Genomic DNA, 21,705 nt, shown 5'->3' with positions numbered 1-21,705 from the left:
ACTAGGTTATGGGTATGTAAAAACGTTACAGTTAATTAACCCGGTTAAGTTAACATAAGTTGATTTATCTGCATCAGGTCCTTTCCCCGTACTCTCCTGACTGCCCGGTATCCGGAAGATCACACCGGATCCGGCTAATCGATGCATTAATCACCAAAAACCGCCCAATATTCATTTCCAGAGTGATTGGATGACAGCGACCGAACCCTGGCTTCCCGTCTTCGGCTACGGGGGTCACATCAAGGCGACGACACAGGAACTGGTCATCGCGCACGGGAGCGATACCCGGCGTTACCCCCTCCAGGCAGTGAAACACCTCCTGGTCGTCGGCGGCCATACCCTGCACACCTCGGCGGTGACAAACCTTCTCAAAGCCGGTGCTGCCATCACCTTCTTCGATATCGACGGCACGCCCGTCGGACATCTCTACCCCTACGGCTACCGGCCGGACGAGGCGGTGCGCCTCGCCCAGGAACAGGCGGCCCCTCACCGGTTCGCACAGCCGCTTGCGCGAGCCGGCCTCCAGTCGAGGCTCCTCCTCCTCGAGGAACTCTACGACCGCGCCGGGCACGACATCTTCTACGCCGGAGAACTCGACTTCCTCCACGAGGCCAGAGAGGAACTCGCGATCTCGGTCACCATGGAGGATCTGCGGAGGCTCTCCCGCCTGACCGCCGATATGTACTACGAGATCCTCTCCCGCACACTCCCGCCGGAACTCGGGTTCCGGCGCAGGACGAGCCGCCCTTACCTCGACCCCGTCAACGCCATGTTCTCGCTCGGATACGCGATGCTATATGGCAACTGTTGCGTCTCACTGGTCGGCGCCCATCTCGACCCCGACCTTGGCATGCTTCACGAGGGGGCCGGGAGTTTCGTCCACGACCTCATCGAACCGCAGAAAGCGGCGATGGTGGACCGTGCCGTCATCCGGTTTGCCCGGGAGGAAATCCTGGACGGGGATTACGAATGCGGTGAAAAGAGATGCTATCTTGACGGGAACCTCTCGGCCCGGCTTGTCGCGGCGCTCCGCGACTCCATAGACCAGTCCCGTATCGATGCCCAGGTGCGCATCCTGCGGGATGCGCTCCTCACGAACGCCGAATTTCACGTGCTGTACTGGTAACTGCCCCGCTGGATGGTGAACTCGGGGTAGGCGGCATGGGGGATCTCCTGCTGGGTGATGTCCCTGATGACGACCCGCGGGCACCCATACAGCATGGAGACGAACTTGTCGAGGATGACGGGTTCGGCGGTTGCGGTAATGAACACCCTCCCGTCGGGGAGGTTCATCGCCTCGCCGCCGACGCCGAGGTTGGTGGCGATCCTTTTGATACACGCACGAAACCCGACGCCCTGCACCCTTCCCGAGATCCTGATCTCGATCGTCTTCACAGCCAGTGCTCCTGGATGATCCGCATGGACATATCCAGTTCGTCGTATACTTCGTCCCGGATCGTCGCGTCGCGGATGTTGAGGGCTTCGCTCACGGCCATGTCGAGGATCTCCCTTGAGCGGTCTTCGTAGCGCTCTGCGTAGATCCGGCACGCCATATCGCCGAGCACGAAAGCCCGCCGCGAGAGCGGCCTGATGATCCGTGCTTCTTCGAGCGCACAGAGCAGCATCCTGTCCGCAACTTCATACTGTCCTGCGTTCCTGGAGATGAGGTAGAGTTCGGTGTAGTAGGTCGCCCGCTTTGCCCGGTCGGGTGCCGCCCGTATCGCCCGGTCAAGCGTGACCATGTCCTTTGTGGTGTAATCGCCGCTCCGGATCTTGTCCCGGCAGTCGAGGATCCTGCCGTAGACCGTGCTCTTCCATGACTGGGGCATGGCCTGCTCGAGCTGGACCGTCAGGCTGTACCGGATCCTGTCGTCGTCGATGGTCGAGACGATATCGGCAGCGCGCTCCCGGGCGGTCGGTCTCCCGCTCGCCCGGTAGAACGAGAAGAGCATCCGGGCCATCCGCTGCTGGGTCATGGCGGTGATGAACGGGATCTGAATGTAGCCGGCGGTTCTCTCCATGCCGTCCAGCAGTTCGTTGATCTCCTCTTCGTCGCCGTAGGTCTCAGCGAACTGCGCCACGTCAAAGAGCATCGAGAGCCGGACGTAGGGGGAAGGAATGCTCACCACGGTATGGCACATTGCCGAGAGGATCTCCTTTCTCTGTGCAGGCTCGTTGACCATGTCGAAGACCGCTGCCAGGGCATCCACGTACTCGACCGGATCCTCGATCCTGCCGACCTGCTCCATCGCCCAGTCGACGTCTTTGTCCTGCCTGTTTACGGCGCTGAGGCTTCTTGCGGCGTAGATCAGGTTCTTCCTGACGAATGCTTCACGTTCCTGCCCCACGAACTCAAGCGTCCCCTGCGCCTCGGAAAGGTAGCCTCTGGCTGCGTTGTGGTCGATCCCGGCCATGAGTCCGGCGAGGTCGGAGAGCATGATTGCACGGATGGACGGTTCGGAGATGGTGCCGATGGTCTCATGGAGCCTCCGGATGATCGTCTCGGCCCGCTCTTCGTTGCCGAGGACCGAGTAGGCGCTCACGATCCGGTACATCCCGGAGTACCGCGCATAGACGTCGCCCGTGTGCTCGAAGAGGCGGTACATCAACTCGAGGACCGGCGGTGCTGCTGCTCCTCCTTCGATCCCCTCGAGCAGGTAAGCCGTCACCTCATAGGGATCGGCCGAGTCGAACTCCTTCGTGTAGCTGGTGAAGAAGGTGAGGATCCTCTGGATCATGGCGGTCCGTTCGTAATCCCCTTCGATCTCCAGGGAGAAGAGCGTCATGGGGACTGCAAAGATAGGGCTCCTGTAGACCTGCGTGTACTCGAGCATGATGTCGACGTAGCTTGCTATCTTGATCGAGATCTCTTCGCGCGGGGTGCTGGTATGGAGGAGGGTCAGCGCGATCTCGAACGGCTCCATCATACCGTCGAAGATCCGCCCCATCCCCCGCGAGAGCTGGTCTGCCGCCTGCAGGCTCCCGACGCGGACGTACCCCTCGATGAGGGGGTCGGCCAGCTGCCGCTGCAGGGACGGGTCGCTGATCTGGGAGAGGATCTGGGCTGCTTCATCCAGCGCCTGGAGCGAGAGCTGCTCGATCCCGTACATGATCAGGCCATGGATGACCTTCCCCATCGCAAAGAGGCAGTAGTCCCGCTCCAGCAGGGACGTGGAGAGGACCCGCATCCCGTGGAGCAGGTCGAGGTCGCCGTCCTCGACGGCGAGCACGGCCGCCTGATCCACGATGCCGCCCATGGCCTCGGCTCGTGCCTGCTGATCCATGATCTCGCAGGTGAGCCCGGTCGCATGCCGGAGGAGATCCCGGTCTTTTCGGGCGACGCCGATCCGTGCCATCTCGACGGCGATGGTCGAGATTGCCTGCTCGCGCAGGGCCTGTTCTCCGATCTGGCCCACCAGGTCTACGAGGGCCGACGGGTCTTTCTGAAGGACGAACCCCCGCTCGATCAGGATGGTGTTGCACTCAAGGAGCAGGTGGTCCTGTGCGCGGTGCGATCCCGCGAGTTCCTTTATGGCCGGTATGTGCCTGATGACTTCGTCAAAGTCGTACTCCTTGCAGAAGTCGGTCACCGCCTGGTGTACCAGCGAGTCGGCAATATCGATATCCAGTGTGGCGAGGATGTTCTCGCGGACGAGCCTGATCTCGTCGCGCCGGACACCCTCCTTGATCAGGCGGACACTGGTGTCGAAAAATTGGGCGTTGATCCTCTGTGTGCTGGAGCTGGCTTTCTTCATGACCTCGATCGCGTGGTAGAAGTCGCCCATCCGGGAGAGTGCGTCGGTGATCTGCCGGTAGAGCTGGGCCGCCTTCGCGGCGTCGCAGGACTCGTCGATCAGCGGCGTAATGTCGAGGAGGATGGTCGGGTTGCCGCTCTTCTCGACGACCGCAATCCCGGAGAGGACGATCTCCTCCATCGGGAGCTGGGTCTCGCCTGTGCCCCGAGCATTGAACTCGAACGCCTTCTCGAGGAACCAGCGTTCGCCGCTCCGTTCTGCCTTCTTCAGGAGTTCAAGGACGATGGTCTGGCCCGCCCATGCCTTTTCGTCATCGATCCGGAGCAGTTTGGTGTATATCTGTTTCTTGTCCCGCTGGCGGTCGAGGAGTTGCTCGGTCAGGATCGCGAGGACTTCGGTGAGCCGTTCTTCGGGAATATCCGGGAGAGAGTCTATGATATGTTCGACGTCGGAAATCTCCTTCTTCAACGAGGATTTCCAGGCGGCATCCACAATATCGGCGATCGAGTTGGTGCGCCGGATCTTCTGGTTGATCTCGGTAGCACTCGAAAGCCCGCTGATCACAAGATTGATGTCGCCGGATTCGATGCCGGAACCGGCGATCGCCCGGGCCACGTCGGCATGGAGTTGGGACTGTCTTGATATGTCGCCGATCTCGGGGAGCATCTGGAGAGCATACTGCATGATATCGACGTTGTGGTGTTTCTGCCCGTACAGGATGAAGAGCGGGATGATCTCGGAGAGGATTGCTGAGCGGTATTTACGGATGCTGATCTTATCGAAGGCTTCTCCTCCTCTCTCGATATAGTGGATGTCCCCGGTATCGACCCCTGCCTGGACCAGATCGCGGGAGATCCCGGCAAGGATATCGGACTGGTGGCTCTTACGGTCGAGTTTGTCCACCAGGGAAAATATTGCGGAGAACCATGTTTCGTCCTTGCTCTCGCTATAGAGCGCGGCGGCACGCCTGGAGAGGGCGAATATCTCTTCTCTGGTCGGTTCGACGAGCTGGCTTAAGAGTTCGGGCTGGCCTTCTTCGAACGCCGCTTCGACCAGGGCGGCATTCATCTGCTCGTAGAGTGATTTCTTCTCCTTCCTTGTCTGCGTCTCCGATATGTCCGAAACTACCTTTTCAAGCTCACGCAGATCGCCAGAAGAGATAGCGGAGTTAATCTTCTGTTTCATCTGTAGTTTTCCATCCATTTTGATCAGCGCCCTCCCGTGGGTACTGCATCATGCATATCCATTATCAGATATATAGATTGCCCCCCTCTTACAAGAATGTTTTTCAGTGGGATTCAGAGAGTTCCTCGAAAATATTGAGGATATGGTAGATGGTAGGAGTCTCTTGCAGCACTCAGGATGGAATGCTTCATGGGGGGTCGATCTCACTTAGAGAATCAGGCAGGTGAGGTGCTCATACCTGCCTGACCACCCGCATAATCTCCTGATACATGGCATCAGCGACGGCCGGGTCCTCTGCCTCTATCATGATCCTGATCATCGGTTCCGTGCCCGATGCCCGCACAAGTGCCCAGGCATTGTCCCTGACGATCTTGATGCCGTCGATCTTCTCGATCGTCTCTCCCGCGAACGCCTCTTCGACGGCACGGACCAGTGCGGCCGGGTCGGCGGTATGGTGCTTCTCCTTGACCAGGTGGTATGCAGGAAGTTCGTCGAGGATATCCGAGAGCTTTCTGCCGTTATGACTTGCGAGAACCGCCACCATCATGGCGGCCGTCATGCCCCCGTCCCGGCAGAACTGGTGGTCGGGATAGATCAGGCCGCCGTTCCCTTCGCCCCCGAACGAGACCTTCTCTCCCTCGTCAATCAGTTCGATCATTCTCCTTGCGACATAGATGCTCCCTACGGGGGTATAGTCGACGGTGCATCCGTGCTTCTCCGCGATATCCCGGATCAGCCGGGAGGTGGCGACCGGGGTGACGACGAGCCCGTCGCTGTTTCTAGCGCAGACATAGTCCTCGACCAGACCGAACTCATAGTTCTCTTCTATATAGCGTCCTTTGGTATCGACGAAGACCGCCCGGTCGGCATCGCCGTCATGCGCCACCCCGAAATCGGCGCCCGTGGCGATGACCATCTCCGAGAGGGGCTGCAGCCCTTCGGGGGTCGGCTCGGGCATCCGGCCCGGGAACGTGCCGTCGAGCCGGGCGTTGATGGTATGGACCCGGCATCCCATCCTCGAGAGGATGCTCGGGGTGGTGAGCGCCGCGGGGCCGGAACCGGGGTCGACGACGACGGTCATGCCCTCGCCGATGCCTGCCGGGAAGTGCCCTACGACCGCCTGGATATACTCCTCGATCCGGTCGGGTGCGGCGGCCTCCGTGCCGACACCGTCCCAGGGAGCCACGTCGAATTCCTCCGTAAAGAACCGGTCTTCGAGCCGGATGATCTCGTCGTCGGACATCTCGGTGCCGTCGGCCTCGATGATCTTCACGCCGTTGTACTCGGGCGGGTTGTGGGACGCGGTGATCATCGCGCCGCCGTCGAACCGGTTGGTCTTTATGATATACTGCAGGGCCGGCGTGGGGAGGATGCCCATGTCCACCACGTCGCACCCGGTCATCAGGAGCCCGGCTTTGAGGGCGTGGGCCAGGGCTTCGCCGGACGTCCGTGTGTCCCTGCCGACCGCGATGGTGCCCTTCCTCATCGATCCGAGCGCGGCGCCGATCTTGAGGACGAGGGCAGGCGTCATCATCTCTCCGATCACGCCCCGCACGCCGTTCGTTCCGAACATCTGTTTTCCGTTTCGCATCTTATGTCACTTCTCCGCGTCGTGTAGTTCCCGTTTGAGCCTATCGATTGCACTGCCGGCGGCGGCGAACGCCTCCTGTCTGTGCTCTGCAAGTATAGCAAGATAGGTTATATCTTCTCCGGCATGGAGCCGTCCTTTCCGGTGGTGGAATCGTGCGCCGATGATCCCCGGGACTGCTTTCACCTCCTGCAGGATACTCTCCGTCACGGCATCGACGCTCTCGTCGAACTCCAGGTATTCTGTCCGCTCGGTGCCGGTCCACTCCCTGACGAGCCCGTTGAACGTGAGGACGGCCCCGGCATGCGATACATCGCACTCGCGCCGGAGCTCCCTGACCAGTCCCTCGACGGTATAGTAATCCTCGAACTTCGGAAGTGCGGTGATCACGTCGTCGACGGTGGGGTTCCGGAGCACGACGTTCTCGCTTGGAAGGTCGCCTATCACGACCCTCGGGAACGGCCGGGACTTGAACCCCTCGAGTATGGCGTATTCGACCCCGGCGTTGCAGAGGATCTCCAGGGTGGAGTCGAGGTCGTTCTCGCGCCTGATGATGACCGACTTCTCTGCATCGACGCCGCCGGATATAGCAGCATGCGATTCATAGTATACGGTGGTGTCTTTTCCGGGCTCGAGCGAAAAGCCATGGTGGCCCACATGCTTGATCGCTCCGACGGTTCCGTGTGCGGAAAGCGCCCCGATCAGGCTCTTTATGAATGTGGTCTTTCCGGTGTTCGAGCGGCCGACAACCTGTATGATCTTCATATCTCCGTGTCCTCTCCTTCTTCCTGGCTCTGCACTTGCTGGCTTCCTTCGTCCTGATCCTGTACTCCCCGGCTTCCCTCTTCCTGGCCGGGCCTTGACTTTAAGATGACCGACGCCGCCTCGGCGACGCCCCGCATCACCTCGGTTATCCGGTCCTCGACGTCGATCTCCTCGTCGAGGTTCAGGCTCGTCCCTTCCACCTCCAGCAGGAACCGGGCAACCTCGCTTGCCTCGAAGAGGATCTCGTCGAGTTCTTCTGCGGTGAAAAATCCGCACATGGCCCCGTAGAAGAACGTGGCTCCTGCCTTCTTCACCTTCTTCTTGAAGGAGCTCCTCGCCTGGTTGACCGCCTGCGGGGTATACGAATCGACCATGAACGGACAGAGTTCGGGGAGATTTTCACCGATAAACGTCATCTCCGAGCCGCTGGTGGTCTTGAAGTCTGCGCAGAGGCGTGCGATCGCCCACTCGCGGGCGGTGATGTGGGTGTGCTTGCGCAGGAACTGGTTGACCCGCTGGTAGGTGGCGCCATCCACCTTCTTGAATTTCTGGTACTTGTTCGGGTCTTTGATGCTGTCAGGCTCTTCCATTTTACCTATCCCTCTTGTTGGTTTTGATATTTCAATAGGGGTGATCGAACGACGGTGCCCCGGGCGTCCTGGATGGCGATTTTGGGGACGACGCTCCGGAGAACGACTGCCCGCAGGTGTCACGATCGTCCCTCACTGAACATATAGCAGCATATGGTTTATGCCTGCCTCTTTGGTCCCGGGTCCGGGGCGGTTATCCGGGCACCCGGATCGGGCGATGTCATGATCGGGGCGTATTGTGCAGGGATCTGGCCATGTGGGGGCGCTCTTTCGCGGGTGGTGCACGCGGAGCGGGCGTCACGGCCTGGCCTCCCCCATGGGCTGGCGCCCTCCCTGTTGCTGGATTGAAGCGGCTGAAGAGGTTTTACAGCACCGGATCTCCCAGAGCCGCTCATAATGCCGCAGTTTCACGCGAAGGCGCGAAGTGCGGGGTAGCGTGAGGGGGGGCCGCAAAGTCCGCGTGAGTGTTGGCGGGCGAGAACGCATCGTCGAAATGTCTCGCGTAATCCTGTGTGAAGCACTTCTACGGGGGTACGGGTTCCGGCATCCGTTGGGGCGTGACGCTCTGTCGAATGGGTGGGTCGAGATTTGGGGCCTTCATATCGCGGTTTTGAGCCCGGATCGCGCCGCCGTCTGTGGTGATGGTTGCCGGCGGGGGCGATCGGGCGCCTGTGCCCTTCTGTGAGGGTCATTTATATGTGGGCGGGGGATGCAGGCCACGTGGCACCGGTGCTGTCCCTGGAGCGTTCACTTTCCCCCCGCGCGGTAAGGGGTTCATATATCCGGAAGAGAACGTATTCGACAGGGTTTGCCCCCCTCCCGTCCACCCGGGACGGCAGCCCCATACCTCCTAACTCCGACACTCCATGCATCACCGCAATATCCTTTTTTGGAGTCCGGGGTTATACCGGCCTTTCTACGTTTTCCGGGCACACTTCCGGCGATATCTGCGCCGGGGGTGTGCGCCGGGAACCGGGGCCGCCTGCCGCCACGGCACGGTTCCGGCAAGGTCGATCTCCGGTTTCTGTTCGGGGGATCGGGCTCATACCTGCGGTATCGGGCCCCCGGCGGGCTCCCGGGGCCGGGGGTAAGCCTCCCTTCCGCAGCGGGCCTTTCGATGCGGGTGCATGCCGACCGTGGCCTGCGGCTCTGGCCGGGCCCGGCACGGGTTTCCCCGGGGTGCAACTCATTGCGGGGAATAGGCATTTACCGCAATTTTGATATGCTCCGTTATTCTATTCTTTATACGATGGAAAACGCTTCCTTCTCGGAATGGCTGGAACGCTTCAGCAGTTACCTCCGGATGCGGAACTACTCGCCCCGGACGATCGAAAAATACCTGCAGACCATCCGGCGTTTCGCCCGGTACGCCTGGCTCCGGCAGCATTCGGATCCCGGAGGGGTTTCGTTCGACGAGGCCGCACTCGAGAATGCTCCTCTGGATGCGGACGTGAATGTCTCTGCGGCCCTCGTCACCGATTTCTTCTCCTGTCTTGCGGAGAAGCAGGACTACAAGCCCAAGACCCTCCACCGGATGATCTCGACGCTCTCCTCGTTTTACCGGTATCTCTACGTGCAGGGGATCGTGGTCGCCGACCCGATGCCCGGGGTGGAGCGGCCCCGGATCAAGAATCAGGAACTGAAATATCTCAAACACAGCCAGGTGACCCGCCTGATCAATACCATCGAGAACGAGCGGGACCGGCTGATTGTTCGCCTCATTTACGCCACGGGCGTCCGTGTTTCGGAACTCTGCGCGATGAACGTCGAAGATATCGATTTCGAGGAGCAGACGATACGGGTGAAGGGAAAAGGGGACAAGATCCGGACGGTTTTCGTCGACGAAGAGACGCTCGAAGAGATTAACCGGTTCATCGGCAATACTATCGAGGGTCCGCTCTTTTTGGGCCAGCAGGGCAACCATCTCTCCCCGCGAACCGTCCAGCATCTCTTCAGGCAATACGCTCCCGCCGGGATTACGCCGCATAAAATCCGGCATTCTTACGCGAGCGAGCTCTATCGCCGGTCGAAGAACCTCCGCGTCGTGCAGGAGAACCTGGGGCACTCCTCTATCAAGACGACCGAGATCTACCTCCATACCGACATCGATGAGCGCAAACGCGTCTATCAGCAGTATTTCCCGCTCTCAAACGGGAACGGGGGGGAGCGATCGGGCCGGTCGGACGATGCTTGATAAACTGCATGACGCTATATCGGCGTGGGCTGGCGGAGGACTTCCGGGCCCCACCCTCCCTGTCCTCCGGGCGGTGCCGGACTTTGCTCAGGAACCGGCGGCGGGACTTTTCCAGTGCCCGGGCGTTATCCTATGCTGCGGCCTGCTCCGGCCATACTACGGTGTTTGACCGGCCGTGCGTGGCATTCCCGGGACCTCTATCCTGGCCTGTCCCGGGCCCCTTCCGGCAACGCTCAAATCACTGGAGTGCCTATCAATCCATATGCGTTACATCGTCACGGGCGGGGCGGGGTTCATCGGCTCCAACCTCGCAGAGCGGCTGGCACGCGACGGCCACGAAGTCGTGATCATCGACGATGTCTCCACCGGGCGGCACGAGAATATCGAGCACCTTTCCGCCCATCACCGGGTGACATTCATCGAGGGGAGCGTCACCGACCTCGCCCTGCTCGTCGACGCCTGTGCCGGGGCGGACGGCATCTTCCACCAGGCGGCCGTCGCCTCTGTTCCCCGTTCCGTGGCAAACCCCCTGGAGACGAACGAGGTGAACGTGACCGGGACCTTAAACGTTCTATCGGCCGCAAAGGAGTGCGGCGTTCCGGCGGTCGTGGCGGCTTCCTCCTCGGCGATCTACGGCGACGACCCGGTCTTCCCCAAACGCGAGGCGATGGCGCCGAGACCGCTCTCCCCCTATGCGGTCTCAAAACTTGCGGGTGAATACTACGGGAAGGTCTTCTCCGACCTCTACGGCATCCGGACGGTATTCTTGCGCTACTTCAACGTCTTCGGCCCCCGGCAGGACCCGAACTCCGAGTATGCGGCGGTGATCCCGAAGTTCGTCACCCGTCTGCTCGATGGGAAGCCGCCGATCGTCTACGGCGACGGGGAGCAGACCCGGGACTTCATCTTCGTTGAGGATGTCGTCCGGGCGAACGTTCAGGCGATGGGGGGCGACGCCTCCGGTGTCTTCAACATCGCCGGGGGCCGCCGGATCAGCCTCAACGAACTTGCCGCGACTCTCTCGGAGATCACCGGCATACACCGCCGGCCGGTATACGAACCGCCGCGGTCGGGAGATGTGCGTGACTCGCTCGCCGACATATCCCGGGCCCATGAAGCCTTCGGTTTTTCTCCCCGTTGCACGCTTGAAGCGGGGCTCCGCGAGACGGTGACCTGGTTTGGGGATGGCGGTCGATAACAACTTCCCGGGTCCGGGACCGGGTCCGGTCACCCTGCCGGCCGATCCCGCTTCGTCCCGCTCCCGGGCGTGATAGGTTCAGGAACTTATATATCGTCACCCTGCATTAAGGGGTGCGAGGTACCAACGTATGCCCCGATTGGTTACACCGGAGATACCCGGTAAGGGTGATGACAGAACTGCGTCCCGGGCGTACACCGACGTCATTGTAGAGAACCTGCAGGACCCGGCGGCCCTGAACAACAGGGGCGTGGCGCTTGAGAGGCAGGGTCGCTACGAGGAGGCCCTCGCTGCATTCAGTGCGGCGCTTCTCTACGACAACGATGACGTCTACGCCTGGAACAACCGGGCAGTGATCCTCACCCGGCTCGACCGCCCCCAGGAAGCGGTGCTTGCGTGCAGACAGGCGCTCGCGATCGACCGGTCGTGCATCTTCGCCTGGGTTACCTACGGCATGGTGCTCGGCAGGCTCGGGAATTACCAGGAGGCCGAACACGTCCTTGCGGTGGCAGAAGACCTCGACCCGCAGGCCCGTGCGCTCTACCCCGGGAATTCGACGATGACCCGGGCTTAGGGACACTCACTTTTTTCGGAGACCGGATGAAGCGGCCGGCAGCCCTTCCACACCTCCGCGATGCTGTATTCGAGAGTCGATACACCCTCAGGTGCGATATGGATGGTCCTGCGTTCCTGTTTGGGTCCCGCATGCACCCCTGCCCGGCCGGCCCCGGATCGTTCCCCCATCGGGACCGGCGGGTTCCGGGGAACACGGCGGAGACCTTACGTTTTTATCCCCCTTACCGCAATAGAGTATACAATCGAGTGCCCCTCAGCGGCACGGAGTCGATCCCATGAAGACGCTCATTCTTGCAGGCGGGAGCGGCACCCGCCTCTTCCCGCTCTCGAGGGAACACTACCCGAAACAGTTCATCCCGCTGATCGACGATGAGTCTCTCTTCCAGAAGACCGTGAAGAGATCGCTCCTCTTCTCCTCCCCGCAGGAGATCGCCATCGTCACGAACACCGATCATCGGTTCCTGGTCCGGGACCAGCTCGCGACCATCGGGTGCGACTGCCGGGTCCTCGTGGAGCCGGTGGGCAGGAACACCCTGCCGGCGATCTACTACGGCGTCCGGGAGGTCACCCGGGAGGACGGGCTCGATACGGTCGCGGTGCTCCCCTCGGACCACCTGATCACCGCGACCGGGCCGTTCCGCGAGGCCTTCCGCCGGGCGGAGCGGCTCGCGAAGGACCACCTGGTGGTCTTCGGGGTGCGGCCGACCTCGCCCCACACCGGATACGGCTATATCCGGCCCGGAGAGACTCTCGGGGACGGCTCAACCGTGGACGCCTTCGTCGAGAAGCCCGATCTCGAGACCGCCGGGAGGTATGTCGCCGACGGCTACCTCTGGAACTCCGGTATGTTCTGTTTCGATGCCGCTCTCTTCCTTTCCGAGTGCGAAACGTGCGCACCGGAGGTGGCCAGGGCGTTCGAGCAGCCCCTCGAGGAGGCATACGGTGCAACTCCGGCCCTCTCCATCGACTACGGGATCATGGAGAAGACCCGGCGGGCGGCGGTCGTGCCGCTTGAGACCGACTGGAGCGACGTGGGGAATTTCGACGCCCTCTACGCCGCCCTCCAGAAGAACGGGAACGGCAACGCGGTCAGGGGCGAGCATATCGGGATCGACTCCTCCGAGAACCTGATCATCGCCGACCGGTTGATTGCCACCGTCGGGATTCACGACCTTGCCATCGTCGAGACGAAGGACGCGATCCTGGTCGCTGCCCGGGACGAGGCCCAGCGGGTGGGCGAGATCGCAAAGGTCCTCCGCGAGAAGGGGGACTCTCGTGCACTCTTCCACACGCAGGTCCACCGGCCCTGGGGCTCCTACACGAACCTCGAGGAGGGACAGTCGTATAAGATCAAGCGGGTCACCGTCCCCCCGAACCGCCGCCTCTCCCTCCAGATGCACCACCACCGCTCCGAGCACTGGGTGGTCGTCACCGGGTGCGCCGAGGTGACGATCGGCAACGAGACCTCACTCCTCCGGAACGGCGAGTCGACCTTCGTCCCGGCGGGAACGGTCCACCGGCTCGCGAACCCCGGCCTTCTGCCGCTCGAACTGATCGAGGTCCAGATCGGGGAGTATACCGGCGAGGACGACATCATCAGGTTCGAGGACGATTTCGAGCGGACGTGAGTGCGGGCCGGCGGTTCGCCGCCTCTCTCCAGCTCCCGTCTGCCCGCGACCAAACCGATATAATCCCACGATGCATAGAATATAAGAGCAGATACCGCAGGTATCAGCCGTAGGTTCATTTCTGTCACCCCCGTAGTGTAGCGGTCAATCATGCAGGACTTTGGATCCGGCGACGGCGGTTCGAATCCGCCCGGGGGTACTGCATTCATCTGGCCTTCACATTGCCGCACGTGAATATTTCGCAGTCACCCTCATCCCATCGGCGGCGAAATCGAAAGAGACTTCCCGGCGTACGATGAGCATACGAGAATGAGCCACCTCTCCCCTATCCTGATCGCCCCCTGCGGTATAAACTGCGGGCTCTGTATCGGCTACCTGCGGGAGAAGAACAGATGCCCGGGCTGCCGGACGGAGGATGCCGGCAGCCTGAACGCGCATTGCGCACGGTGCAGGATCCGGCAGTGCGAAGACCGTACGGGGGAGTACTGCTACGAATGCACCGGATATCCCTGCACGCGGCTGAAACGCCTGGATAAGCGCTACACAAAATACCGGACGAGCGTGCTCGACAACCTGCGCGAGATACGGGAGCGGGGAGTCGCAGGGTTCGTCGAACAGGAGAAGGTCCGCTGGAGATGCCCGCAGTGCGGACATACCCTCAGCATGCACAGGGATCGTTGCCTGCACTGCGGCCGGACGTGGTGAGGAGGGAGTATCACCCGCACCGCCGTCACCCGGACGAGCACGGTGCCGTCGATACCTTTTTTGCGCTCGATACCCTCCCGCCTCCTGGTGCGATCGAGCATGACCGAAATTGACACGAGGATACGATCAGTCCATGCCCGCGAGATACTGGACTCGCGGGGGAACCCGACCGTCGAAGCGGATATCACGCTTGCCGGTGGGGCGTCCGGGCGTGCCGCGACCCCGTCCGGCGCATCGACCGGCAAACACGAAGCCGTCGAGCTCCGGGACGGCGTAAAAGACCGTTACGGCGGAAAAGGGGTGCAGAGACCTGTCAGCCAGATCAACGGCAAGATTGCCGGCACCCTGCAGGGCATGGACGCCCGCGATCAGGCAGCGGTTGACGAGGTGCTCATCGAACTCGACGGTACACCGAACAAGCGGAACCTGGGCGCCAACGCCACGCTTGCGGTCTCCATGGCCGTCGCCCGGGCTGCCGCCGCCGCAGAGGGTCTCTGGCTCTGGGAGTACCTGGGAGACCCGCTAAAGCCGTTCCTTCCCGTCCCCATGATGAACATTCTCAACGGCGGAGTTCACGCCAACTGGCAGGGGCCCGACTTCCAGGAGTACATGATCGCCCCGTACAGCGCTGCAAGCATCGCGGAAGCGGTCCGGTGGGGTGCCGAGACCTACCATGCGCTCAAAGATACCCTCAAGGCGCGGGGCTACACGACCGGCGTCGGCGACGAAGGCGGGTTTGCCCCCGCGGTTTCCACGAACACCGAGCCACTCGACCTGATCGTGGAAGCGATCGAGCGTGCCGGGTATGCGCCCGGCGGGGAGATCGGCATCGCTCTCGACCCGGCATCGAGCGCGTTCTATGAGGACGGCGCCTACCACCTCAGGACCGAGGGGCTGACCCTGACCGCTGCCGAGATGGTAGACCGATACCGCGACCTTGTGGCGGCATACCCGGTCATCGTCATCGAAGACGGCCTTGCCGAGGACGACTGGGACGGCTGGCGGCTGCTGAACAAAGCGATCGGCGACCGGGTGGAACTCGTCGGTGACGATCTCTTCGTCACGAACGTCGAGCGGATCGAGGTGGGTATCCGGAAGGGGGTCGCCAACGCCGTCCTGATCAAGCCCAACCAGATAGGGACCGTGACCGAGACGATCGCCGCGGTACGTCTGGCGCAGCAGCAGAACTGGGGTGCGATGATCTCCCACCGGAGCGGCGAGACCGTCGATACGTTCATCGCCGACTTCACCGTCGCCATGCAGACCGGCCACCTCAAGACCGGTGCACCGGCACGGGGCGAGCGGGTGGAGAAGTACAACCAGCTCATCAGGATCGAAGAGGCGGCCGGGGATACGGCCCGGTATGCCGGGCGGGGCGGTTTTGTCCGGTAGGGCGACGTATGGCCGCATGTCCGTGCTGCGGGGCGGAACTGACCGGTTACGAGCGAATCGCCGCCTTCGGGAAGGGGAGCCTTCGTACCGAGACCGTCCTCTGCTGCCGCTATTGCCGGTGGCAGGGGACGTGCCGGGAGTACACAACGTTATGTTCGAACTCCCTGCAAATGTAATCCGGACTCTTTTTCAGGCGCACCATGAGATGCTGGAGACCCGGGGAGGCATCCTTCACTCCTGCCAGGGGTCCCGCTCTCTGATATACTCCTTCAGCCGGCCGGCGTTGGGCGATGCCACCATGACCGTGTCGTAGTCCAGGATCTGGTTATTCAGATACTGGAGGGTGAGGAGATCCTCGCCGGTGGAGGTGAGGTGCAGTCCGGCAAAGAAGAAGCCGAGGTTCTCGATTGCGTCCACTACGGCAGCGGTTGCCGGAGCGGTGAGCGGGAGGTGGATGTAGACGGCCTCGATACGTCCGGCACGGAGGCGGTCGAGTTCGCGCCTGAGCCGGGGGATGAGATCGGTGCCGATGGACCGGATACGGATCTGAGCCGTCTGGTAAATCTCTTCAACGATGATAGAGCATTCGCTCTTCTCCGGAAGGCCGGCTGACGCATCGCCGATACCGAAGGGCGGGTGCACGCCGAGGTGATCGTAGATCTCTCTCATTATGCCGGCATGGTGCTCCGGCGGGTAGAGAACCGGATGCTCCGGCGGTGAGAGGTAGCGGAAGACCGCAAGGATACTCTCCCTGACCCGGTTCTCATCGGCTATCCCGGTGAACCGGAGCGGGGTGTAACGGGAGAGGAGGAGTGCGCACTCGCCCATCCCGAAGGCCCGGGCCGACCGCTGCGAGTAAAGATGGGTGCAGACCGCCTGCCCGGAGAGTGCTGTCAGGTGCCGGCGTTCGGCCTCCGCAACGACGGTTGCCATCAGGTCTGAGAAGACCCGTCGGCTCCGGTAGGGCGGGTTCACGAACCCGAGCGCGATCTCGGCTACACCCGGGTCGTCGTAGAAGAGGAGCCCGGCATGGCCGACCACGGTATCGCCATCGACCGCGACGAACGAGATAAGGTCACCCGATCGTATCAGGGCTTTGAGCACGTCCGGATGGTAAACCTTCTCGTAACCGTAGGAGTAGCCGTAGCTGAAGTAAGCGCATCGTGAGATCTCCACCGCCTCATCGGGCAGGGTCGGGCGGATCAGCACGGATCCGGTGGATGCGGGCGGCACCGGAGGGCGGGAGAAGTGCGGGGGCACTCTGCAGTCCTTCGCCAGCAGGGTCTCCTTCCCGGCCCACCCCCTGTTTGTAAAGGCGATCCGATCCATGACCGCCCGGCACCGGGGTAGTGTCGGGGGAGCCATCTCCGGGTCGAAGGGGATCCCGTGTTCGACGATCCGTACCTCAAATCGGTCGGTGGTGATCGAGCAGGTGAGCGTGATCTCGCCCTTCGTGTTCGGCGGGAAGGCGTGGTCGATGATCCAGAGCACAGCCTCCTCGGCGCCAAGGGCGAGCTCCCTGATCGTGCCGGCGGGAAGACCGCCAAGGGATGCCATCCGGGAGACCGCCGACCGAACAATACCGAGGAAAGCCGGATCGCTCTGGATGGTCACCTGTACCTGCTGTTCCATCTATAGTGGAGATTTGCAGTGGAAGGTCTTGAAGGTAGTGTACCCATAACGACTCTTGAAAGCGGGTTATTTTTGCGTTTGGGAGTGTATTTCCATTTTTCGGCTGGAGAGGCGGAGAGAGCCCCGCTCATCCAACGGTTAGTGTTTCCATCCGGCTACCATCGGACATGGCCGGCATGCCTGCCTATGGGGGTGGGCCGGGGAGAACCCGTCGTGCAGCGTTCTCTTCCTGCCTGAAGCGGTGAGGGTGAACGACCCGATTACGCCTGCCCTGCACCCGGCGAGATGCGGCCGTTGTTCTCCTGCAGTCCCCCTGCAACCCCCGTACGTTGCATACATTTCTTAAGGCCTCCCTCCCCAGATCATGGGCAACAATGGAAAGTGCCGCCCTATCTATCGAGTTCCAGATGAGCCTTCTCCTCTTCCTCGCGCTCGCCGGCTACCTCCTGGCATCCAGGATCAACCAGTCGGCGACGATCGGGGCCATTCTCGTGGGGCTCCTCGTAGGCCCGAGCATGCTCGGCCTGATCACCTACACGGACTTCGTCCGGAGCCTGGCGCATCTCGGGGCAATCATCCTTCTCTTCGTTATCGGTTTCGAATTTAACGTCAGGGATATCCTGAAAGCAAGTTACGGCGTCATCGGGATACTCGGCGTTATCATACCATGGATAGGCGGCTACGCCACCGCCGTTCTCTTCGGGTTCGACTTCGCCAGCGCAGTCTTCGTCGGCACGGCGCTGACGGCGACGAGTATCGCCATCACTGCAAATGTCCTCAAGGAGATCGGCATGCTCCAGACCGGCGCGGCGAAGGCGATCATCGGCACCGCGGTCATCGACGATATTCTCTCCCTGGTGGCACTCTCCATCACGACCGATCTGGTCGCCGGAGACGTCTCGGCGGTCTCGATCGGCCTGGTCCTTGCCAAGGCGCTCGGGTTCATCGTCATCGGCGGTGCCGTCGGGCTCTTCGGCGTAAGCCGGTTCATCGAGCGGATGGATAGATCAAAGCTGGCGCGGAAGTACCCGGAGTTCGTCTTCATCTTCGCCATGATGATCGCGTTCCTCTACGCGATGCTCGCCGATCTGATGGGTTTATCGGGGATCGTCGGTGCGTTCATCGCCGGGGTCGCATTCGAGGGAGTCGGGCTCCGGAACAGCAAGGACGTCAGGGAAGGCGCCGAGTACCTCCAGATCATCTTCGCCTCGATCTTCTTCGTATCGCTCGGTATCCTTGCGGACTTCCAGGCGCTCACCCCCGACATCATCATCTTCCTGGTGGCGCTGACCCTGGTCGCCATCGCCACCAAGGTCATCGGGTGCGGCCTGCCCGCGCGGGCGATGGGAATGTGCCGGGAGGACTCCCTCATCATCGGGTTCGGGATGGCGCCGCGGGGGGAGGTGGCGATGATCGTCGCCCTGATCGGGCTGGACTCGGGGCTCATCGGCCAGGGGGTCTTCGTCGCGATCGTGTTGATGAGTCTGCTGACCACTATCGTCACTCCGATCGTCTACCGGAACTGGTTCTTCAGGGGCGCGTACTGCGCCGTAGAGTGATGCAGCAGGGGAGCCTGCACACTTTCCTCAACAATCTCTCCCCTCTTTTGCGGGAAAAAAACGGCGGAACCGCGAGGCCCGCCTTCACCAGGCTTCCGGAAACGCCATGTTGGTGTAGATGTCCTCGAGACGCGCCTTGTGGCCCCGCTCCATCGAGGCCAGGCTCTCGAATAACGCCATCTGATCGGGATCGACGCTCAGGCTCGCAAGCTGGGTGTACATCTGCATCGCGTCGAGCTCCTTCCTGATCGCGATAACGAGGCCGTCGAGCGGTTTTAAGTCGGCGGAGAGCGGCGGGGTCTCCAGGGCGTCGGCGACCTTGTAGTCTCGCTTCGTGTCGAAACCGAGTTTCCCCGGCTCTTTCATCTGGAGGCCCTCGAGGGTCTTTCTGTGGTTGCTCTCCTCCCCGGCAAGCTCGTTGAAGAGATTTTTTAAGTTCTCGTCCGTGACCTTCTCCCTGACTGTCCGGTAGAAGGTGTAAGCCTCGACCTCCCGGTCGATGGCGTTCGATATGATTGAGCGGTACTCTTCGGCATTCATGGTTTCATGCACCGGTGGACAGTAGCATCTGAGGCTCTTAAATCTTGTTAGGGGCGGGCTTTGGTATGGTGTTGGACAAGGTGTGTGTGAGAGGCCTGCAGGTTTTCATGTGTGGCTGTCAGGGCAGCGATGATTGGGGAGGAAATCGGGGGGGTTCGAAGAGGCTGAGAATCTTCGATTTGCGACAAACAAAGTGACTGAATCGAGGGAAAATCCGGATGCAGTGGACCGTGGGAGTATCGCCATGGGGGGTGGGGACAGGGGAGGGGGGTCTCCCCCTCCCCGTCAGCCCCTCCCCCGCGTGGCGATATGCGACTGGCCGAAGGGCAGGAGCACAAGCACCGCAGGTGCGCAACCCGGTGGAAAGCCGTAGATTGAGTTTGTGGCGTTTCTAAGAACGGTAGGTGGGATATCCCCTGTTTGACATCGTCAGGTGCGAGGCACGACTGAAAGGAGCGTGCGAACCATTTGGTGCGAGTTGCAGCAGCGTAGCTTCGTGCTTTGCAAAAAAAGAGATTAAATAAACCGGGGCTTCCTGGAGAGGGCCTTCGGGGTGTAAAGCGGCCGGAAGGGCTTTCCGGCGGTCTCGAGCTTGACCGCCTGGATGAGCTCGGTCTCGCTCATCGTCTCCTTGTAGGGCTTCTTCTTCTCCGAGAGCTTCCGGATGGTGACCATGAGCCGGCCGGTCTCGGCTTCCTGGTCGCCGATCACCGCGACGTAGGGCACCCAGTCCATCCCGGCCTCGCGGATCTTCTTGTTCACGCTCTCGTCCCGGTCGTCGACGTCTGCCCGGATGCCGGCTGCGTTCAGCCGGGTGCCGATCTCCTCGGCAAAGCAGACGTGCCGCTCCGCCACCGGCACCAGCCTGACCTGGGTCGGGGCGAGCCAGGTCGGGAACGAGGGGACTTCCTGTGCAGCGGTGCTCTCGAGCATCGCGCAGATCACCCGCTCGATCGAGCCCGTCGGCGAGCAGTGGAGGATCGGGGGGTGAACCTCCGTCCCGTCCGGGGCGTAATACTTGATATCGAACCGGTCCGCGCTCTCGACGTCGATCTGGACCGTCGGGTTCTCGATCGGCCTGCCCTGTGCGTCGATCGCCGCGAGGTCGACCTTTGCGATCCAGTAGTGGACCCGCTCCGAGAGGACCTCGATCAGCATCGGCACGCCCGACTTCGCGACGATCTCCTTCACCCAGAGTTCGTACTGGTCGAAGAAGTCCCGGGTGCACCGGAAGACTCCCACGAGCGGGGTTTCGAGGTCTTCGCCGCTCTTCCAGCCTATCACGAGCTGCTCCTCAAAGGCCTTCAGCGCGCCGTCCACGTCCCGGCAGAGGGTGTGCATATCGGGCATCGTGAAGGCGCGGAGGCGCTTCAGCCCGATCACCTCGCCCTTCTGCTCGTGCCGGAACGAGTAGGTCGAGAGTTCGTAGAGTTTCATCGGAAGGGTGTTTGGAGAGATGTGCATGTCGTGCATGATCGAGAACATCCCGAAACACGCCGCGAACCGGAGCATCATGTCGCGGTTGCCGCTCTTGAACCGGTACTGCCGTTCCCCGAACTTGGCGGCGTGCTCCGCGATCGCCTTATCGCCGAGATCGTACATCACCGGGGTCTCCACCGGCATCCCGCCGTAATCGAGCACCCGTGCGAGGACGTAATCGGAAAGAAGGTCCCGGATCAGCTTGCCCCGGGGCATCCAGCGGTGGTGCCCGACGTCCGAGCGCGGCTCGTACTCCACGAGTTCCTTCGCACGCATCAGGTCGACGTGAACCGGCTCGACCCCGTCAGGCCCCGGATACCCGAGTTCCTTCCGGACCAGGGAAGCGAAGGGGGTGTTCTCCTTCGCGTAGTCGGCCGCGTCTCTCCGCTCCCCGTTGGGGGTGAAGACGAAGAACTCGTGCAGGATCTCCTTCTTTTCGGCGGCCGCTCCTTCGCCCGGGACGATCGTCCGGGAGAGTTCCGAAAGCGGGTGACCCTTGCAGGAGAGCGAGAAGGCCTTGTACCAGCCGAACGGCGCCCGTTTCACGACAAAGCCGTCCTTCCCGACGAGCCCCTCCTCGATGCCCTTAAGAGCGCTCACAGCCGCTTCCGGCGATGCAAGGTCGGAGGAGAGGTGGGCGTAGGGGTAAATCATGATATTGGTAGTGCCGAGCTGCCGGGCGGTGGTGACGATCTCGTCCACCGCCTGCCTGACGGCGTCCTCGATGTTCTCCTCGTCGACGGACTCAACCGCGCAGAAGACGGCGAGCGCCTCATCGAGGGCGTCCTTTGGGACGGCATCCTCTTCGGCGACCTTCGTCTTCTTCCGGGTCTCGTATTCGATATGATCAGAGTGGATCAGAAGAAGTCGCATTGGTATCCCCAGTTGAATCGTTCAATATCTGTTTTCCTGCTATATA

Annotated in this window: 16 protein-coding genes and 1 tRNA gene; 9 read left to right on the top strand and 8 right to left on the bottom strand. The window is 61.7% G+C overall.

The window, feature by feature from the left end:
- The first annotated feature begins 190 nt into the window (after positions 1-190).
- Positions 191-1,126: a CRISPR-associated endonuclease Cas1 gene (gene cas1 / locus DIC75_RS12055; RefSeq protein ID WP_250988282.1), complete on the top strand. Its 936-nt coding sequence runs from the start codon at positions 191-193 to the stop codon at positions 1,124-1,126.
- Here the strand turns inward: cas1 and DIC75_RS12050 are convergent.
- From DIC75_RS12050 to DIC75_RS12030, 5 genes are all read right to left on the bottom strand, one after another.
- On the bottom strand, positions 1,108-1,395 hold the full coding sequence (locus DIC75_RS12050; protein WP_250988281.1) for an acylphosphatase: 288 nt from the start codon (positions 1,393-1,395) through the stop codon (positions 1,108-1,110). The genes cas1 and DIC75_RS12050 overlap by 19 nt on opposite strands.
- The gene (locus DIC75_RS12045) at positions 1,392-4,940 is read right to left on the bottom strand and encodes a hypothetical protein (RefSeq protein ID WP_250988280.1); all 3,549 of its coding nucleotides are present in this window, start codon (positions 4,938-4,940) and stop codon (positions 1,392-1,394) included. The genes DIC75_RS12050 and DIC75_RS12045 overlap by 4 nt, the downstream gene beginning before the upstream one ends.
- A gap of 232 nt (positions 4,941-5,172) precedes the next feature.
- Positions 5,173-6,531: a phosphoglucosamine mutase gene (gene glmM / locus DIC75_RS12040; protein WP_250988279.1), complete on the bottom strand. Its 1,359-nt coding sequence runs from the start codon at positions 6,529-6,531 to the stop codon at positions 5,173-5,175.
- 6 nt (positions 6,532-6,537) lie between these two features.
- Positions 6,538-7,293, bottom strand: coding sequence for a molybdopterin-guanine dinucleotide biosynthesis protein B (mobB, locus tag DIC75_RS12035; protein WP_250988278.1), 756 nt, complete (start codon positions 7,291-7,293; stop codon positions 6,538-6,540).
- Positions 7,290-7,883 carry a DUF5806 family protein gene (locus DIC75_RS12030; RefSeq protein WP_250988277.1) on the bottom strand — a complete coding sequence of 198 codons (594 nt, stop codon included), beginning with the start codon at positions 7,881-7,883 and terminating at the stop codon, positions 7,290-7,292. The genes mobB and DIC75_RS12030 overlap by 4 nt, the downstream gene beginning before the upstream one ends.
- A gap of 1,249 nt (positions 7,884-9,132) precedes the next feature.
- Here DIC75_RS12030 and xerA point away from each other — a divergent pair.
- The 7 genes from xerA (at position 9,133) to eno (ending at position 15,576) form a co-directional block, all read left to right on the top strand.
- Entirely contained in the window at positions 9,133-10,077 is a 945-nt protein-coding gene (gene xerA, locus DIC75_RS12025; protein ID WP_250988276.1) for a site-specific tyrosine recombinase/integron integrase, read from the top strand.
- Between the two features lie 262 nt (positions 10,078-10,339).
- Positions 10,340-11,275 (top strand): SDR family oxidoreductase, encoded by a 936-nt coding sequence (locus DIC75_RS12020; RefSeq protein WP_250988275.1) that lies wholly within the window; start codon positions 10,340-10,342, stop codon positions 11,273-11,275.
- A 130-nt stretch (positions 11,276-11,405) separates the two neighbouring features.
- A complete protein-coding gene (locus tag DIC75_RS12015; RefSeq protein WP_250988274.1) occupies positions 11,406-11,849 on the top strand; it encodes a tetratricopeptide repeat protein in 444 nt (147 codons plus the stop codon).
- A gap of 277 nt (positions 11,850-12,126) precedes the next feature.
- Positions 12,127-13,479 carry a mannose-1-phosphate guanylyltransferase/mannose-6-phosphate isomerase gene (locus tag DIC75_RS12010; protein WP_250988273.1) on the top strand — a complete coding sequence of 451 codons (1,353 nt, stop codon included), beginning with the start codon at positions 12,127-12,129 and terminating at the stop codon, positions 13,477-13,479.
- 126 nt (positions 13,480-13,605) lie between these two features.
- Positions 13,606-13,678: transfer RNA gene (locus DIC75_RS12005), tRNA-Gln, on the top strand.
- A gap of 110 nt (positions 13,679-13,788) precedes the next feature.
- A complete protein-coding gene (locus DIC75_RS12000) occupies positions 13,789-14,184 on the top strand; it encodes a DUF3795 domain-containing protein (RefSeq protein WP_250988272.1) in 396 nt (131 codons plus the stop codon).
- Between the two features lie 99 nt (positions 14,185-14,283).
- Positions 14,284-15,576 (top strand): phosphopyruvate hydratase, encoded by a 1,293-nt coding sequence (eno, locus tag DIC75_RS11995; RefSeq protein WP_250988271.1) that lies wholly within the window; start codon positions 14,284-14,286, stop codon positions 15,574-15,576.
- Positions 15,577-15,807: 231 nt separating this feature from the next.
- Here the strand turns inward: eno and DIC75_RS11990 are convergent, their stop codons facing one another.
- Complete coding sequence (locus DIC75_RS11990) at positions 15,808-17,208, bottom strand: GNAT family N-acetyltransferase (protein WP_250988270.1); 1,401 nt, start codon at positions 17,206-17,208, stop codon at positions 15,808-15,810.
- A gap of 374 nt (positions 17,209-17,582) precedes the next feature.
- Here DIC75_RS11990 and DIC75_RS11985 point away from each other — a divergent pair, with 374 nt between their 5' ends.
- Positions 17,583-18,767, top strand: a complete 1,185-nt coding sequence (locus DIC75_RS11985; RefSeq protein ID WP_250988269.1) for a cation:proton antiporter — start codon at positions 17,583-17,585, stop codon at positions 18,765-18,767.
- An 84-nt stretch (positions 18,768-18,851) separates the two neighbouring features.
- On the opposite strand, the gene DIC75_RS11980 is transcribed toward DIC75_RS11985, so the two are convergent.
- Together DIC75_RS11980 and DIC75_RS11975 are read right to left on the bottom strand one after the other, a co-directional pair.
- Entirely contained in the window at positions 18,852-19,307 is a 456-nt protein-coding gene (locus tag DIC75_RS11980) for a ferritin-like domain-containing protein (RefSeq protein ID WP_250988333.1), read from the bottom strand.
- A gap of 516 nt (positions 19,308-19,823) precedes the next feature.
- Positions 19,824-21,659 carry a threonine--tRNA ligase gene (locus tag DIC75_RS11975; protein WP_250988268.1) on the bottom strand — a complete coding sequence of 612 codons (1,836 nt, stop codon included), beginning with the start codon at positions 21,657-21,659 and terminating at the stop codon, positions 19,824-19,826.
- Between the last annotated feature and the right edge of the window lie 46 nt (positions 21,660-21,705).

It is taken from the genome of Methanoculleus oceani (genome assembly GCF_023702065.1).
In the GTDB taxonomy this organism is placed as follows: Archaea; Halobacteriota; Methanomicrobia; order Methanomicrobiales; family Methanoculleaceae; genus Methanoculleus; species Methanoculleus oceani.
This window is presented reverse-complemented; position numbering and strand designations above follow the sequence as displayed.

Bases quoted from the DNA above. Each gene is read 5' to 3' on its own strand.
- cas1 (WP_250988282.1), top strand. From the start codon at position 191: ATGACAGCGACCGAACCCTGGCTTCCCGTCTTCGGCTACGGGGGTCAC.
- DIC75_RS12045 (WP_250988280.1), bottom strand. From the start codon at position 4,940: ATGAAACAGAAGATTAACTCCGCTATCTCTTCTGGCGATCTGCGTGAG.
- glmM (WP_250988279.1), bottom strand. From the start codon at position 6,531: ATGCGAAACGGAAAACAGATGTTCGGAACGAACGGCGTGCGGGGCGTG.
- mobB (WP_250988278.1), bottom strand. From the start codon at position 7,293: ATGAAGATCATACAGGTTGTCGGCCGCTCGAACACCGGAAAGACCACA.
- DIC75_RS12030 (WP_250988277.1), bottom strand. From the start codon at position 7,883: ATGGAAGAGCCTGACAGCATCAAAGACCCGAACAAGTACCAGAAATTC.
- xerA (WP_250988276.1), top strand. From the start codon at position 9,133: ATGGAAAACGCTTCCTTCTCGGAATGGCTGGAACGCTTCAGCAGTTAC.
- DIC75_RS12020 (WP_250988275.1), top strand. From the start codon at position 10,340: ATGCGTTACATCGTCACGGGCGGGGCGGGGTTCATCGGCTCCAACCTC.
- DIC75_RS12015 (WP_250988274.1), top strand. From the start codon at position 11,406: ATGCCCCGATTGGTTACACCGGAGATACCCGGTAAGGGTGATGACAGA.
- DIC75_RS12010 (WP_250988273.1), top strand. From the start codon at position 12,127: ATGAAGACGCTCATTCTTGCAGGCGGGAGCGGCACCCGCCTCTTCCCG.
- DIC75_RS12000 (WP_250988272.1), top strand. From the start codon at position 13,789: ATGAGCCACCTCTCCCCTATCCTGATCGCCCCCTGCGGTATAAACTGC.
- eno (WP_250988271.1), top strand. From the start codon at position 14,284: ATGACCGAAATTGACACGAGGATACGATCAGTCCATGCCCGCGAGATA.
- DIC75_RS11990 (WP_250988270.1), bottom strand. From the start codon at position 17,208: ATGGAACAGCAGGTACAGGTGACCATCCAGAGCGATCCGGCTTTCCTC.
- DIC75_RS11985 (WP_250988269.1), top strand. From the start codon at position 17,583: ATGGAAAGTGCCGCCCTATCTATCGAGTTCCAGATGAGCCTTCTCCTC.
- DIC75_RS11980 (WP_250988333.1), bottom strand. From the start codon at position 19,307: ATGAATGCCGAAGAGTACCGCTCAATCATATCGAACGCCATCGACCGG.
- DIC75_RS11975 (WP_250988268.1), bottom strand. From the start codon at position 21,659: ATGCGACTTCTTCTGATCCACTCTGATCATATCGAATACGAGACCCGG.